Below are 16,249 nucleotides of genomic sequence, written 5' to 3' on the forward strand. Positions count from 1 at the left end.
GGCCGAACATTCTACCCCGATCCTGCGTGGATATTGAAGGCTGCGCATACTCAGCTCAGCTTGCATTCGGCGTTTTCGATATGAATTTCCACGCGCCGGTTTTGCGCCCGATGCTCATCACTGTCGTTGGGAACCAGGGGACGAGTCTCCGCCTGCCCGATGGCGCTCACGCGACTGGCGTCGAGACGTCCATCCAGCACCAGACGATGCACCACGCTCACCGCTCTGGCTGCGGATAAATCCCAGTTGGAACGAAATCTCGCTGACTCGATAGGGCGATCATCAGTATGGCCGGTCACCAGAATGTCTCCCTTGCAATCAGACAGCACTTCAGTGACTTTCATCAGCACCGGCAGCATGTATAACTTCAACTCTTCGCTGCCGGACGCAAACGTGGCGCGCTCGGTAAAGCTGAGCACCACCCCCTGGTCGTCGAACTTAATGTCCACCGCCTGATCTTCTATTTCATTCTCCAGCAAACTGATCATGCGCGAGGCCAGGCGGTCGTTCTCCATATACGCCGCCTCGCTGACCACCTCCTGGCTAATATCCAGGCTGGGCTCTACGCTGGATTGCGGCGCCGGTTGCTCCATGTCGCCCTTATCGCGGATTACTGGCTCCATGGGTACGGTAGGCGTGATGTCGCCCCCCAGGGGATACATATCCGGAGCGCCCTGAGACGAGGGAACCCAGGCCACGCCGAAGGCTTTACTCATGGAGTAGGCGATGGCGCGATACTTTTCCGCGTCCAGACTGGAAAAGCTCAACAGAAGAATGAAAAAGGTCAGCAGCAGTGTCATAAGATCAGCGAAAGTGACAATCCAGGCTGGCGCGCCGACAGGCAGCAAACCACCGGATTGCTTGCGCGGCTTGATCATGTCTCTTCCTGCGCGGACGCCGATTCATGGATGTCCTCCATGGCGTCCAGCTCAGGCAGATAAGACGCCAACACGTCTTTGATAATGCGCGGATTCAGTCCTTTCACCATACTCAGAATACCGCTGATCACGATCATGCGGTTACGGACTTCATCCTGGGTTTTAAGCTGCAGCTTGTCCGCCAGGGGCAATACGATAAGCTGGGCGATAAACGCGCCATAAAACGTGGTGAGCAAGGCGATCGCCATGGCAGGCCCGATAGAAGAGGGGTCCTGCATGTTATTCAGCATCTGCACCAGTCCCACCAAGGTGCCCAACATGCCCAACGCCGGCGCCGACTCCCCCAGACCGCGAAACACCTTTTCCGCTGTCTGCAGACGCTCGACAAACTGGTGCGTGTCCTCAAGCAGGACTTCTTCTATAAATTCCGGGGGATGCCCGTCAACAGCCAGGCCGACGGCTTTACGTAGAAACGGATGGGTAATTTCTACCCGATCCAGTCCCAGCAGTCCCTGCTTGCGTACGACATCCGCCAGCTGCCGCGCTTCACGATACAGGTCCCATGGATCCTGGGTTTTCTCAAGAAAAGTGGTGGAGAAGGCAAGCCGCACGCTGCCGAAAAAGTTACGCCAGCGGTATTTCACCAAGGTGACGGCGAAAGAGCCGAAGACCACTATCATCAACCCGGGAACATTGACGAAGTCCCAAAGCTCGGAGCCGGAAGCCACCGCTCCCAGCACCACGCCCATTCCGAACAAAAGCCCCACCCAGGTGAGTATATCCATGTTGACCGTCCATACTTCACGATGCTCAAGTAACTGGCCAAGATCCGCCCAAAGCGGGCCTAAGCGCTTAAAATCATTAGCTTAAGCATAGTCAAAGTTGACGGTGGCGCTAATCTCCCTGTCGCAGCGCCGCCAGCACTGGAGCAGTATCCGGACGTACGCCGCGCCACAGATAAAAGGCGGCGGCGGCTTGCTCCACTAACATGCCGAGCCCATCACAGCATTGCCCTGCGCCGCGCGCTTTGGCCCAGGCGACGAATGCCGTGTCGCGCAGGCTGTACATCATGTCGTAGGTAAAGGTGTGAGACGCGATAACAGCATCTGGTAGAGGAGGAGTATCACCCGCCAGACTCGCGGAAGTGCCGTTAATGACCACGTCGAAAGGGCCTTCCAAATCCGCGAACGCACTGGCGCTGACCGATCCATTGCGACCAAAGATGCGCGCCAGGTCCTCCGCCTTGGATAAAGTGCGGTTGGCGACCACAATGGAGGCGGGACCTTCATCCAACAGCGGCGCCATGACGCCTTTAACCGCCCCGCCGGCTCCAACCAGCAGAATCTTCTTACCGCTTAACGCGACGCCCTGATTGACGCAGATATCGCGAACTAAGCCTTCGCCGTCGGTATTGTCGCCGAACAAACGCCCATCCCGTTGCAACAAGGTATTGACGGCGCCGGCAAGCTCCGCCCGATGCGAGCGCTCACTGACAATATTCCACGCCTGCTCCTTAAAGGGCACAGTAACGTTCACCCCCTTGCCGCCGCCGATAAAAAACGACTCCACGGTTTCCCTGAAGCCGTCCAGGGGAGCCTGGATCGCCGTGTATTCCAAACTTTCACCAGTCTGCTGCGCGAACATCCCGTGAATTTTAGGGGACTTGCTATGGCTGACCGGATTGCCGACCACCGCGTACATATCCATGCTATACCTGCCTTTATTTGCGCTGTTTTGGGTTTTGGCGTTGCGGGATTACACCCAGTCCCTGTGCTTCAAATAATACTCGGTCAAACGGGCTTCATCCGAGCCCGGTTCCGGCGTCCAGGCATACTCCCAGCGCACCAGCGGAGGCAGAGACATCAGGATGGACTCCGTTCTGCCGCCGGACTGCAAACCGAACAAGGTGCCCCGATCATAGACCAGGTTGAACTCGACATAACGACCGCGCCGATAAAGCTGGAAAGAACGCTCCCGCTCGCCATAAGCCGCATCTTTACGGCGTTCCACAATGGGTAGATAGGCAGGCAAATAGCTGTTCCCAACCGCACGCATAAAGTCGAACGAGCGCTCAAACCCCCAGGCGTTGAGATCATCAAAAAATAATCCTCCGACGCCGCGGGCTTCATCGCGATGTTTCAGATAAAAGTAGTCGTCACACCACTTTTTGTATTTGGGGTAAGTCTCTGCGCCAAAGGGCTTGCATGCCTGCGCCGCCGTGCGATGCCAATGGGCGCAGTCTTCATCGAAGCCGTAATAAGGCGTCAGATCATAACCGCCGCCGAACCACCATACTGGGTCTTCACCCTCTTTTTCCGCTACAAAAAAGCGTACGTTGGCGTGGGAAGTCGGCGCATAGGGATTGCGCGGATGCACCACCAGTGAGACGCCCATGGCCTGAAAACTGCGCCCCGCCAGCTCCGGCCGGGCAGCGCTGGCGGAGGCGGGCAGACGCGCGCCGCTGACATGAGAAAAGTTGACGCCCGCTTTCTCAAACACGCCGCCTTCGCTGAGCACCCGTGTGCGTCCGCCGCCTCCTTCGTCTCTTTTCCAGGCGTCTTCTATAAATCCTTCACCGCCATCAATAGCAGCCAGCCCATTGCAGATCCCATCCTGCAATCCCAGAAGATAGTCTTTAACCTGTGTAATCTGTTGCTGCATAAAGTCGCCTTTATTGTCTGAGAATGGCGCCGGTGGCGGCGTCGCGGATTTGACTGGGTTTATTCAGCCCGCTCAGCTTTCCGGGCAGATAGTGGTCGACGCCGGACTTAAAATAGCGACGGCAATCGAAAAGAGTGCGCGCCGGCTCCCGCGTCGCAGGATTGGCGGAAGTGGAAACGATAGGTCCGCCAAATGCTTTGGTCAGTTCCGCCACCAGGGGATGCGCGGTAACGCGAATCGCAATGGCATCGTGGGCGCCGCGCACCAATGGCGCATAAATGCCGGGATCAGGGACAACCCAGGTAACAGGTCCAGGCCAGGTCGCCTGCATCTGATCTTTCTGCTGCTGCGGCAGTCTGTCTAACAACTGGGAAAAATGTTCAATTTGGCCTGATACCAGGATCAAGCCTTTGCGCCATGGCCGGCGTTTAAGCTGCAGGATGCGACTCACCGCGTCTTCACACGAGGGATCACAGCCCAGACCCCATACTGCTTCAGTGGGATAAGCGAGCACGCCGCCGCGGCTGAGAACGGACACCGCTTTCTGAATAAACCATGCTGACAAGTTTTGCCCCTCCAGATACCAATCTGGCGCAAAGTAACCGAAGGCGACCGTGGGGGCAAGCTCTAAGGGTGTCTATGGGAGGTGGATAGCTAGCGGGCATTGCGAATGAAGCCTCCCGCAACTTCCTGAACCCAGCCTTCCAGTTCCAATTCAATCAATACGCTTCTGATTTCAGCGATAGACAGGCCAGTTCTCTCCACCAATGCATCTGGCTGCGTACAATCGTAGCCCATCCCTTTGAGCACCACCTCTGCTTGCTCAGACAGGAGGCCCAGCGACGCCGGCTCCGGCTGGCTCTGTTGGCCTGGGAATTCTTCCGCAGCGAACACAGTGGTCCAGGGCTCATTTAGAGAGCGGTACAACCCCATCAACGCGGGCAATTCGGCGAGTATATCGTCGGTACACTCCACCAGCTTCGCTCCCTGTTTGATCAGGTGATGGCAACCACGCGCCTGTGGATTGTGGATAGAACCGGGTATGGCGAAGACTTCCCTGTGTTGCTCCAAGGCATTGCGCGCAGTAATCAACGAGCCGCTGCGCAAACTGGCCTCCACCACCAGCGTTCCAAGCGACAAGCCGCTGATAATGCGATTCCGCTTGGGAAAGTGCTGCGACCTGGGTTGCGTGTCCGGCGGAAACTCACTGACCAGCAAACCGTTCTCCATCATTTTTTGGGCAAGGTCACGATGCTTGGCGGGATAGATGACATGCAAACCCGACCCCAGCACGCCAATTGTCGATCCCAATGTTCCCAGTGCTCCTGCATGAGCAGAGCCATCTATGCCCGCCGCCAAACCGCTGGTAATGGTAAAACCGCTCTCTCCCAAAGAGCGGGCGAACTGACGCGCCGTTTCCTGACCATGCACACTTGGGTTGCGAGATCCCACCATGGCGATCTGCGGCTGGTGAATCAGCTCATGCCGACCCCGTGCGTATAGCACCGCAGGAGGATCAGGCAATAAGCGCAGCAAACTGGGGTAATCAGCGTCAGGTAATAAAAACAGACGGCTCCCCGCCTGCTCGCTCCATCTCAGAGTACTCGCCACCTGAGCATTGATTGGGCGGTCGCCATATGCAATCACTTTCTCTATGGCGCGCCACAGTTCAGTAGAAAATGACAGGCTGGAGGAGACGCCTAATTGAAAGTCATCAGGCTGTGACGATTCTTCAAAATGTTGCGCAAGCAGGGCAAGACGACTATCACCCAAAGTAGGAACTGTAGTGAGGTTTAACCAGACAATAGGAGTCAGAGTAGACATTGGATCATCCTTGATCGGTTGAGACGCCACAGCTCGCGGCGTCTCAGAGAATTAACACATTATGGATTACGAACTTCGTCCATTATAGCAAGCGGACGCTCGGCTTTTAAGATCAGTCCATAGCTGACTTTCTCAAATGTGCGGAACACCATCAGTAAACCTGCGCGATCAGCCGGCAACAGGAGTATTTCCTTGGTGTAAGGGTCACGAACTTGTTCGCCCGCTTTGTATACAGCCAACACATTGCCCACTTTCAAACCTTCGCGCTCGCCTTTATTAATCACAACCACATCGTACTGACCAATCTGGCTCACCCCATCGATAACCGAAATCATCTTTCCATGGATATCGCCATCAGGATTGCTGGGGTAGAACGTAGAGTTAATCTCTCGATCTTCTTCTTGCAACAAGCGGTCGCCCTGACGAATTTCTTCTTTTGACCGACGAATCTGCACAGTCTGTACATCATCCTGCTGAGCTACAATTTTACCAACCGCAATTGAGCGCGCCTGAATACCCAAAAACTCTTTAGTATCAGGGTCAACGTACACTTCATCGCGACGATAAATACCATATGATGCTTCCAGCACAGCATCGCCTCTGGCGTAAACCTGATCGCCGGAACCTACAATCAGGTTTCCTTTTTTACCCAACAGCACATAAGGCGCATTGTTTAACTCTTCTTCAGTCACGATGCGACTGTCAGTGAGAAAAGGATTGATGGCTTCAAGCGGAATAGCGGGAATGGCGCTTTCCAACGGCGTAATGCGTTTTTTCGGGGATAATTTCACCGTACGGCCAATATCGCCGCGCTGCGCGATGGTGACATGTGGTTTGCCGTCGATATACACCAAAGCCAACACGTCGCCGGGGAAAATCAAATGGGGGTTTTCTATTTGCGGATTAACATGCCAGATCTCCGGCCAATACCAGGGATTCCGCAAAAAGCGCGAAGATATATCCCACAAAGTATCACCTTTGACGACGGTGTAGCGATCTGGATGGTCATCGCGTAGCTCAGGCGCGGCCAGCGCAAACTGGCTCAACGTTAGCATCACTACGAACACAAAGGACAGCAGTTTCCTCATGATACATTCCCTTAGGTCATAACCGGGCAGTTTGGGATGAAATCAGGCTATAATGACGATTAGCCTATTCAATTTTGTTTAGTTTGTACTCATTCTTACACTAATAGATAATACTAGCAGGCGTTATCCAATCTGTAATGGAAATTTTTTCACAAATTTAATTATGAGTAAGCTCCAAATTCTTGAATTTCCTGACCCTAGGCTGCGAACAGTAGCCAAGCCAGTGCAAACCTTTGACGCGGCTTTGGGTCAGTTAATCGACGACATGTTTGAGACCATGTATGAGGCCCCCGGAATAGGGTTGGCCGCCACCCAGGTGGACGTCCACAAGCGCATCGTAGTAATTGATGTGTCCGAGGACAAATCCGAACCTATGGTGTTTATCAACCCCGACATCGAAGTATTGGACGGCGAACCCGAAGAAATGCAGGAAGGATGCTTGTCCGTCCCGGGCTTCTACGAGTCGGTCACACGGATTCCCCACGTCAAGATCAGAGCACAGGATCGTAACGGCGAATCCTACGAGATGGAAGCCCGCGGCCTGCTCGCGGTATGCCTCCAGCATGAGGTTGATCATCTCAACGGCAAACTGTACGTCGACTACCTGAGTAATGTTAAACGGACTCGAATCCGGAAGAAACTGGAAAAGCAGCATAAAATGCGCGCATAAGTCCACATTTCCGAAAGATTTTTAACCGCCCACCCAGGCGGTTTTTGTTTTTAAGGCCTGAAACTTCATGTCATCACCCCTGAAAGTTATTTTCGCCGGCACCCCAGACTTCGCCGCCTCCGCACTGCAAGCGCTACTGGACGCCAACTATCAGATTGTCGCCGTATATACTCAGCCTGACCGTCCCGCCGGCCGTGGCAACAAGCTTCTTCCTGGTCCTGTGAAACAGCTTGCGCTTAAACACGATATTCCAGTGGAGCAGCCGTTGAACTTCAAAAATGAAGAAGATCGTCAACGCCTGCGCGATTATGACGCTGACGTGATGGTCGTGGCCGCCTATGGAATCATCCTGCCCCAATCGGTGCTGGACGCTCCCAAGCATGGCTGTCTCAATATCCACGCCTCACTGTTGCCGCGCTGGCGTGGCGCCGCGCCAATTCAGCGCGCAATTATCGCTGGAGATAAAGAATCCGGCATCACGATCATGCAAATGGAAGCGGGTCTGGATACAGGACCGATGCTGCTCAAAACCGTCACGCCAATCACTGTTGACGACACAGGCCGCACCCTGCACGACCGCTTGGCGCAAATGGGCGGAGCAGCCATTGTGGAAGCGCTGTCGCTGTTGCAGGAAGGCAAACTACAAGGTGAAAGGCAACAAGACGATCTGGCCACCTATGCCCACAAGCTGCAAAAAGAAGAAGCCCGTATCGATTGGTCAGAGTCTGCAGCGCTGATTCAACGCAAAATCGCCGCTTTCAATCCCTGGCCGGTGTGTTTTACCGAAGATAACGGACAAACTATCCGCATTTGGGCGGCAAGCGCCTCCGCCGAAGATAGCAATGCGCAACCGGGGACGATTCTTGAACGCACGGCGGAAGCGGTCAAAGTGGCTTGCGGCGAAGGCGTGCTGTCCATCACCAGTCTGCAGCTGCCCGGCGGCAAGCCCATCAGTTGCCAGGACCTGATCAACGGCGGCAAGCCCTTGATGCAATTAGGCCAGATCCTGGAGTTAAACGGCTGATATGAAGCGACGCAAAACTCTCAGCGCCCGCGCAGCGGCAGCTAAAACCCTGCGCGCAGTGGCGGAAGAAGGACGCTCTCTGTCCGCCGCGATGGCGCCCGCTCTGGAACAGGTCGAGGAAAATGACCGTAGCTTTCTGCAAGCGCTGTGCTATGGCGCTTGCAGACATTACCTGACCTTGGAGCATTGGCTGGGGCTGCTATTGCGTCAGCCCATCAAGGCCAAAGAACGGGATATACATTTCCTTCTGCTCAGCGGCCTGCATCAACTGGCGTTTATGGATAAACCCGCTCACGTCAGCATCAATGAAACCGTTAATGTCACCAAGGAGCTCAACAAGCTCTGGGCCACCAAATTGGTCAACGGCGTACTCCGCAGTTTTCAACGCCGCAAGGACGAACTGCTGGCGCACATCGACGCGGACCCAAGTCTCCGCTACGCGATGCCGCGCTGGTTACTGGACAAATTAGCCGCCGATTATCCTCAACAGCTTGACGAGTTGCTGGCCGCCAGTAACGCCCAGGCCCCGCTGACGTTACGAGTCAATTTGCAGAAAGTTCAGCGGGAAGACTATCTGCAGCAATTGCGTCAGGCGGAAGTGGAAGCCCACCTCTGCGAATGGGTGGAAACCGGCATCCAGTGTGAACAGGCAGTGGATGTAAACTGTCTGCCGGGATTCTTCGACGCCGGCTTGTGCTCTGTTCAGGATGAAGCGGCGCAACTCAGCGCCGCCCTGATGGACCCGCAGCCCAATGAGCGGGTGCTTGACGCCTGCTGCGCGCCAGGAGGCAAAACCGCTGCGCTATTGGAGCGTTGTCCGGATATCTCCGTGACCGCCGTAGATGTCGATCCTGAGCGCCAACTTCGCACTCGCGATACGCTGCAGCGTCTGCAATTGAACGCAGATGTGCGCACCGCGGATGTCGGCGACCTGCAACAATGGTGGGACGGGACGCCATTCGACCGCATTCTGCTCGACGCGCCATGCAGCGCGACCGGCGTGATACGTCGTCACCCCGACATCAAGCTGCTGCGCCGCAGCGAAGATATTCCCCAGCTCGCGGAGCTGCAATTGAAGCTGCTGCGAACGTTATGGACTACCCTGAAACCTGGGGGCCTATTAGTCTATGCGACCTGTTCTATTCTTAAAGAAGAGAATGGGCATATAATTGAACGCTTTATCGCCGACGCTACGGACGCGGAGGTCTTACCGATTGAAGGGAAATATGGAATTCAGTCGTCTTTCGGAGTGCAGCTTTTGCCGGTGACTGGCGGCCATGACGGCTTTTTCTACGCCAGATTGCGGAAACAACCAACACCGAAAGTCTCAGCTGTGGACGCTTAGCATGAAAATCATAATTCTTGGCGCCGGCCAAGTTGGGGGAACCCTCGCGGAAAACCTGGCCAGCGAGGCGAATGACATCACCGTGGTGGACTCCAATCCCCAGCGCCTGCGCTCTTTGCAGGACCGGCTGGATATCCGCACCGTGCAGGGACAGGCTTCCTATCCCAACATCCTGAAACAGGCGGGGGCGGACGACGCGGATATGCTGATCGCCGTCACCAACAGCGATGAAGTCAATATGGTGGCCTGTCAGGTCGCCTTCACGTTGTTCAAGACGCCAACCAAAATCAGCCGGGTGCGTACCTCCGCTTACCTCACCAAGAAAGGCCTGTTCAATACTGAAGCCTTTCCCATTGACGTCATTATCAGCCCGGAGCAGGTAGTAACCGAGCACATCACCCGCCTGATTGAGAATCCCGGCGCCTTGCAGGTGCTGGATTTCTCCAAAGGGCTAGTGCGGCTGGTTGGCATCAAAGCCACCAAAGGCGGTCCCTTGATCGGCCACGAACTGGCCTACCTGCGTCAGCATCTACCGCATATCGATACCCGCGTCGCGGCCATATATCGCAAGGACAGAGCCATTATCCCTCAAGGCGACACGGTCATTGAGGAAAATGACGAGGTCTTCTTCATCGCCGCGCGGGATAATATCCGCAAGGTCATGAGCGAGCTACAGCCGCTGGAGAAACCGTACCGTCGCATCATGATCGCCGGCGGCGGCAATATTGGGGCGCGGCTGGCGGAAACGCTGGAAGGGCGCTATCAAGTCAAACTGATTGAACACAATCAGGACCGTTGCATCCAGCTCTCTGAAGAACTGAACAAGACCATCGTGTTACACGGCAATGCGGCCTACAAAGAGCTGTTGCTGGAAGAAAACATCGAAGACACAGATGTTTTCTGCGCCGTCACCAACGACGACGAGGCCAATATTATGGCTTCCATGCTGGCCAAGCGGCTTGGCGTGCGTAAGGTGATGACCTTGATCAACAACCCGGATTACGTCGATCTGATACAGGGCGGCGAAATCGATGTCGCTATTTCGCCACAGCAAACCACCATCGGCAGCTTGCTCACGCATGTAAGGAGAGGCGATGTAGTGAGCGCACACTCACTTCGACGCGGAGCAGCGGAAACCATTGAGGCGATCGCTCACGGCGACCATCGCTCCTCCAAAGTGGTAGGCAAACGTCTGGATGAGATTTCGCTGCCCGCGGGCTCGACAATCGGCGCGATTGTAAGACGGGGCGAGGTGTTGATCGCTCACGACCACCTGCGTATTCAACCGGATGATCACGTCATTCTGTTCGTGGTGGATAAACGCAGAATCGCCGAAGTTGAACGCCTGTTCCAGGTGGGACTCGCATTCTTTTAACGCATTTACAAAAAATAAGCGTACGACAAATCAATGCATTATTCGGCGATAGCTAAAATTCTGGGCGTCCTGCTGATGTTGTTCAGCACCACCATGATCCCTCCCATCGTGGTGTCGCTGATCTACGAAGACGGCCATATGCAGCCTTTCCTTACCGCCATGTGCGGTATTTTTCTGACCGGCCTCCTGGTGTGGCTGCCCGTATTTCGTCAGACCAGTGAACTACGCATACGCGACGGCTTCATCGTTACAGTGCTGTTTTGGGTAGTGCTGAGTCTGAGTGGAGCGGTTCCTCTTTATCTGAGCGAGCATCCTCACCTGAGTCTGGTTGACGCCATCTTCGAGTCCGTCTCCGGGCTGACCACCACCGGCGCCACAGTGATGACCGGCATCGACATTCTGCCCAAGTCCATCCTATGGTATCGCCAACAATTGCAATGGCTGGGCGGTATGGGAATCATCGTGCTGGCGGTGGCGATTCTGCCGATGCTGGGTATCGGCGGCATGCAGTTATATCGGGCGGAAGCGCCGGGTCCGGTAAAGGACAACAAACTCACGCCAAGAATTACCGAAACCGCAAAAGCGCTTTGGTATATCTATGTCTCACTCACTGCACTGTGCGCACTGCTGTATTGGTGGGCGGGCATGGATGCGTTCGACGCTATCGGCCACAGCTTCGCCACCATCGCGATCGGCGGTTTCTCCACCCATGACGCCTCCATTGGCTACTTCAACAGCCCGTTGATTGAGTTCATCTGCATCATTTTTATGTTCCTGGCCGGGATCAACTTCGCCATGCACTTTTTCGCCTGGCGCCGCCGCTCCGTGCTGGTATACCTGAAAGATCCAGAGTTTGTTTTTTATTCACTTATCCTGATAACTGTTTCGGTCATTACCGTCGGCGTATTAATCGGCACCGGCACTTACGACCCCTTTACCGCCATTATTCGTGGCGTGTTTGAAGTCGTCAGCATCGCCACCACAACAGGCTTCGCCACAGCGGATTTCGCCCATTGGCCACACCTGTTGCCATTCCTGCTGTTCGTTGTCGCTTTCATCGGCGGCTGCGCCGGCTCCACTGGCGGGGGCATGAAAGTTATCCGGGTGTTGTTGATCTTTAAGCAAGGCATGCGCGAAGTGAAGCGTATTGTGCATCCCAACGCCGTGATTCAGGTGAAATTGGGACGTAAGCCGGTGCCGGACCGGGTGCTGGAGGCGGTGTGGGGGTTCTTCTCCGTTTACATGTTCATGTTCGTGTTCATGTTGATGGGCTTACTCGCCACCGGACTGGATCAGGTCACCGCCTGGTCCGCCGTCGGCGCCTGCATCAATAACCTGGGCCCAGGTTTAGGCGGCGTGGCGCTGCATTACGGCGAGCTGAACGAGCCCGCCAAATGGATCCTTTGCTTCGCCATGTTGCTGGGCCGTCTAGAAGTATTCACGCTGCTGATTCTGTTTACGCCTGCTTTCTGGCGTCGCTAGCCTCAGACATCACCAGATGACGCCGTATGGCGGACATCAGTTCACGCTGAAAGTCCGCCTCCAGCGGAAACATATGACCAGCGTCAGTGATCATACGCAAATCCGCCAATGGCAGGTTATCCGCCAGATGTTGAGCGAAACGCCAGGGAACGAAACGGTCTTTCACGCCCTGATAAATATGGGTCGGCAAACGAATTTCCGATAAAGAAAACCCCCAGTGTCGATATTGCGCCAGTAAGTCCAACATCACGCCTTGTACGCCCTGGTTAAAGGCTTCATGTTGATTGTCCATGAAGCGCTCCAAAATGCCTGCGTCTCGCAATAAGACCAGATCCTGCTCCGTGCTCGAGCTTTCAATAAACTTCAGATACAGCTTGGGACTGCATCGTTCCGTGAGCCTTAGCAGGGATAACAAAGTGCGAAACAGCCCCGTACTGACTTCAGCGATCTTCGGACCGCGCTGCTCATTACGCCAAAGCAGATCTTTGGCCGCGCTCATTTCCCCAAAATTGGTATAGCTGGCCATGACCGCCACAAAGGCGATGCGCTTGGGGATTTCAAAGGCGCAGGTCAACGCATAGGCGCCGCCGCTGGACCAACCCGCCACCGCGAACTGATCAATCCCCAAGGCGTCGGCGACGGCGCTGACGTCTCTGGGATAATCCAGCAATGTGTAATTGTCCGCCAGGGAGGAAGCGCCCATGCCCGGTCGATCAACGACAATCCAGCGTAAACCGGCGGCGCACGCCGCTTCATGAAAAAACGCGCCTTCCAGACGCGAGCCTGGCGCGCCGTGGGCGTAAAAAACCGGCGCTCCGGCAGGGTCGCCCCACTCGCCATAGGCAAGGGTTCGCTGGCCGGGGAGTTGCAACAGGTTGAGCGCGCCTGTCGCGGGAAGGGGGGATACATTCCTTCGCCAAGGCATGTTCATGGATGCCTTACCTCTCTACTTCTTCCAACTACTTAAGCAACAGCGCCCGGGATCGCCGGCCGCTTCCAAATCCTGAATGCGGATCGCATCACAAAATATAGCAAAGGGCCTCATATTGTCTAACCAGCAGGCTCCCAGGGCCATGGGCAACTCGCCAGAACCAAGGCTGGTTCAAATTTTCGCGGCGAAAATTACTGTAAATTTATGTGTTTGTTAGTCATTTCACGTTATCAAACCAATAAAAATAGTGGCGTCAGGCGAGGCAGGTATGGATAAACTCCAGCGCAATATTCTGTTGTCTTTGTGCTTAAGCTCCCTCGCGTTGGGGGGCTGTGAGGATGGCGAAAAGAAAGACGACTCCAGTCCGCCGGTAGTGGTTGAACCGCCGGATGTCATCGTGGAAGAGCCTCAGGAACCCTTTCCCGTCACCAAAAACCTGTTTTTCTCGGGACTGCAAAACCCTGGGGAAGACACGGAGAAAAACTTCGCGTTTCGCTATGACATCGCCGCCGGCAGCGTGTACCGGCAAAGCCCCAGTCAGCCGACTTCCACGCTTGCGCCGGTGATTCCCTTGGGGAAAAGCCGCGCCAGCGCAGGCTATATGTTAATGATCGAGTCTGGAAAACTATTCCTGGGACGACCTCATCAGTCCTCCCTGACCCAGATCAGTACGCTCGCCTCCACCGTCTGCGCCGCCGCCGCTCTCCCAGAAGGCCTGGGATACGGCAAGACCAAAATCACTGTGCGCACGCCGGGCGCAGACGCCATTTGCGCTAATGAGGACGACGCCTACTTCAAAATTCCACTCAACGCGGCGGTCACTGACGCGCCCGGTAATGGCTCTGCTAACGATCTCAGCCTGACGCCATTCTGGAAACCCAACTGGGGGTTGGCGGGTTACCTGCGGCCAACGGCCGATTCCTTGGAGATACTGGACGCTCAGGGCGCTCTGGCGCGCAGTATCGAGGGACTAACCAACGCTGACTTCAACTATGGCTTCACTACAGCCGAGCTGGATATGTTACTGACCACGAATGGCCAAGTCTTCGCCAACAGCGGCGCAGAGTTACTAGATACCGGCATGGCGCTGACGGCGCTGACCACTATCGACGCCAATGTCATGGACCCAGAGAAAACGGTTGTGGACGGCGACAAGGTGTACCTGATTGACGGCGCATTGCTGCGCAAAATCTCTCTGGACGGCGGCGCCAATGAGGTCTTACATGACTTCACCAGTGAGGGCGCTATTACTGGTCGCCTGGCGCAAACGACGGATTACCTGGTAATCGCTCTGGACACCGTGCGTTTGTATCTGGTGGACAAAGTGACGGGGGAGTCGCGGGAAATCATTAATCCGATCAGCGGCGACTACCTGACCGGCGCTTCTCGCATCTATGCTCACTATGAAGACGCCAGCGACGCCCGCGCCTATCTGGTGAACCTGGATATGGCTGCAACCGCCTGCCCGGGTGATCACTGCGCCGTCACGGAAAACGCCCATTGGCTGCATTTCCAGACCTTCAAGGAGGTAGGGATCGGCTACACGCCAGTGTTGATGACGGGAGAAGAGACGCCAGACCCGAATCCAGACGACTCCGTCGACAGTTATGTGCCCGCCTTCGAGAACGGCTATTACAACCGTCCGGTTTTTAATTCGTACAACCTGAATGAAGGCTTGCCTGTGCTCAATCTTGGTCGTTTGAACGGACAGAACAAACTAATCCAGACAGGCGTTGTGGAGCAGACTCACGGGCTGTTCACCATGGAGAACAACCCAGACAACGGCGATGAACTCGCTGACGTTATTTACTTTAATCTGTCTCTGGCCAGCTCGCTGAAGAATATCAGCCGCTCCGGCTCGATTGACGAAAAAGTACTGCGGGAGAGCGACTTAACCCAGCGCTCGCCACTGCGGACCGGCAATCGCTTTTAAGGGCCTCCGGCTGACCGTGACATTCAGTCGTAGAAATGGCGTTCGCCGTCTGGACGCCTTTTAAACCGCTTATACTCCCATTGATACTGCTCCGGCGTCTCCCGCACGCAGGTCTCCACCGTGGCGTTCAACGCGGCGGCGGAGGTTGCCAGATCTTCGGAGTAGATATCCGCAGCCACTGGCCGCACCGTCATCACAAAGCCTTCTCCTTCCGGTAAACGCTTGGCGTAAACGCAAAGCACTTTGGCGTCGGTGCGTTCAATCAATTTGGAAACCAGCTTGATGGTATTGGCGGGAATGCCGAAGAAAGGCGCGAAGACGCCGCCGCTGAGCTCCGGTTCCTGGTCGGGAAGAATCCCGATGACGCCTTGCTCCCGCAAAATATGGAATAGACGCATGACGCCGCGCTTATTAGCGGGAACCAGCTCTGAGCCATTACGCTCGCGCACGGCGCGCATATACTCGTCCAGCTCTTCAATTTTGGGCGGCTGATACAGCGCAGCCATGGAGTAACGCGCAGCGAAAAACAAACCCGCCACTTCCCAGTTGCCCAGATGCGGCGCCAGCAAAATCAACCCTTTGCCGGCTTCTTCCGCCTCTTTAATAAGATGCTCGCCATCAATGGATTTGATCAAAGACAGCGTCTTCTCGGCGGGCCACTCCCACACTGCGCCAGTTTCAAACGCCACCTTACCGGTTTCGCGCATACTGGCGGCGCCCAGCGCATTGATTTCAGCGTCGCTTTTTTCCGGGAAACAACGTTGCAGGTTGGTGCGCGTCACCCGCGCCGGACCGGCGTTGCAGCGCCAGGTCAAGGCGCCCAGCCAACCGCCCAATCGCTGCGCCCAGCGCAGGGACAGTTTGGATACCAGGCGAATCAGAAAGATGATCAGCGTGGCGATGAGTTTGGATTTGTTCAAGAGATACCTGTGAATTCGGGGCGTACGTCACCTTAAACTGGCGTCAGATAGCGTCTTTTTTCCGCAGAAACGGCAATTTTCGCGTAATTTCGCGGCTATATCCTATGGCTATCTGCAA

At 55.4% G+C, this 16,249-nt stretch carries 15 protein-coding genes; 6 read left to right on the forward strand and 9 right to left on the reverse strand.

The window, feature by feature from the left end; all coding sequences use genetic code 11:
- Positions 1-50: 50 nt before the first annotated feature.
- The 7 genes from O5O45_RS25165 to O5O45_RS25195 form a co-directional block, all read right to left on the reverse strand.
- Positions 51-878 (reverse strand): flagellar motor protein MotB, encoded by an 828-nt coding sequence (locus O5O45_RS25165; RefSeq protein WP_305902069.1) that lies wholly within the window; start codon positions 876-878, stop codon positions 51-53.
- Positions 875-1,663, reverse strand: a complete 789-nt coding sequence (locus O5O45_RS25170) for a motility protein A (RefSeq protein WP_305902070.1) — start codon at positions 1,661-1,663, stop codon at positions 875-877. The genes O5O45_RS25165 and O5O45_RS25170 overlap by 4 nt, the downstream gene beginning before the upstream one ends.
- Positions 1,664-1,772: 109 nt before the next feature.
- Positions 1,773-2,585, reverse strand: a complete 813-nt coding sequence (aroE, locus tag O5O45_RS25175; RefSeq protein ID WP_305902071.1) for a shikimate dehydrogenase — start codon at positions 2,583-2,585, stop codon at positions 1,773-1,775.
- Positions 2,586-2,633: 48 nt separating this feature from the next.
- Positions 2,634-3,539, reverse strand: coding sequence for an oxygen-dependent coproporphyrinogen oxidase (hemF, locus tag O5O45_RS25180; protein WP_305902072.1), 906 nt, complete (start codon positions 3,537-3,539; stop codon positions 2,634-2,636).
- A gap of 10 nt (positions 3,540-3,549) precedes the next feature.
- Positions 3,550-4,104 carry an L-threonylcarbamoyladenylate synthase gene (locus tag O5O45_RS25185; RefSeq protein ID WP_305902073.1) on the reverse strand — a complete coding sequence of 185 codons (555 nt, stop codon included), beginning with the start codon at positions 4,102-4,104 and terminating at the stop codon, positions 3,550-3,552.
- Between the two features lie 89 nt (positions 4,105-4,193).
- Positions 4,194-5,363 (reverse strand): DNA-processing protein DprA, encoded by a 1,170-nt coding sequence (gene dprA, locus O5O45_RS25190; protein ID WP_305902074.1) that lies wholly within the window; start codon positions 5,361-5,363, stop codon positions 4,194-4,196.
- A gap of 59 nt (positions 5,364-5,422) precedes the next feature.
- Positions 5,423-6,451, reverse strand: a complete 1,029-nt coding sequence (locus O5O45_RS25195) for a LysM peptidoglycan-binding domain-containing protein (RefSeq protein ID WP_305902075.1) — start codon at positions 6,449-6,451, stop codon at positions 5,423-5,425.
- 163 nt (positions 6,452-6,614) lie between these two features.
- On the opposite strand from O5O45_RS25195, the gene def reads away from it, so the two are divergent.
- The 5 genes from def (at position 6,615) to O5O45_RS25220 (ending at position 12,347) form a co-directional block, all read left to right on the forward strand.
- A complete protein-coding gene (gene def / locus O5O45_RS25200) occupies positions 6,615-7,121 on the forward strand; it encodes a peptide deformylase (protein ID WP_305902076.1) in 507 nt (168 codons plus the stop codon).
- Between the two features lie 67 nt (positions 7,122-7,188).
- Positions 7,189-8,145: a methionyl-tRNA formyltransferase gene (gene fmt, locus O5O45_RS25205; protein ID WP_305902077.1), complete on the forward strand. Its 957-nt coding sequence runs from the start codon at positions 7,189-7,191 to the stop codon at positions 8,143-8,145.
- A gap of 1 nt (position 8,146) precedes the next feature.
- Entirely contained in the window at positions 8,147-9,490 is a 1,344-nt protein-coding gene (gene rsmB, locus O5O45_RS25210; protein ID WP_305902078.1) for a 16S rRNA (cytosine(967)-C(5))-methyltransferase RsmB, read from the forward strand.
- 1 nt (position 9,491) lies between these two features.
- Positions 9,492-10,865, forward strand: a complete 1,374-nt coding sequence (gene trkA / locus O5O45_RS25215; RefSeq protein WP_127967793.1) for a Trk system potassium transporter TrkA — start codon at positions 9,492-9,494, stop codon at positions 10,863-10,865.
- 33 nt (positions 10,866-10,898) lie between these two features.
- The gene (locus O5O45_RS25220; RefSeq protein ID WP_305902079.1) at positions 10,899-12,347 is read left to right on the forward strand and encodes a TrkH family potassium uptake protein; all 1,449 of its coding nucleotides are present in this window, start codon (positions 10,899-10,901) and stop codon (positions 12,345-12,347) included.
- Here the strand turns inward: O5O45_RS25220 and O5O45_RS25225 are convergent.
- Entirely contained in the window at positions 12,322-13,278 is a 957-nt protein-coding gene (locus tag O5O45_RS25225) for an alpha/beta fold hydrolase (protein WP_305902080.1), read from the reverse strand. The genes O5O45_RS25220 and O5O45_RS25225 overlap by 26 nt on opposite strands.
- Before the next feature lie 268 nt (positions 13,279-13,546).
- Between O5O45_RS25225 and O5O45_RS25230 the strand changes: the two genes are divergently transcribed.
- Complete coding sequence (locus tag O5O45_RS25230) at positions 13,547-15,211, forward strand: hypothetical protein (protein WP_305902081.1); 1,665 nt, start codon at positions 13,547-13,549, stop codon at positions 15,209-15,211.
- Positions 15,212-15,234: 23 nt separating this feature from the next.
- On the opposite strand, the gene O5O45_RS25235 is transcribed toward O5O45_RS25230, so the two are convergent.
- Positions 15,235-16,131: a lysophospholipid acyltransferase family protein gene (locus tag O5O45_RS25235; protein WP_305902082.1), complete on the reverse strand. Its 897-nt coding sequence runs from the start codon at positions 16,129-16,131 to the stop codon at positions 15,235-15,237.
- Between the last annotated feature and the right edge of the window lie 118 nt (positions 16,132-16,249).

The organism is Hahella sp. HNIBRBA332 (assembly GCF_030719035.1).
Classification (GTDB): Bacteria; Pseudomonadota; Gammaproteobacteria; order Pseudomonadales; family Oleiphilaceae; genus Hahella.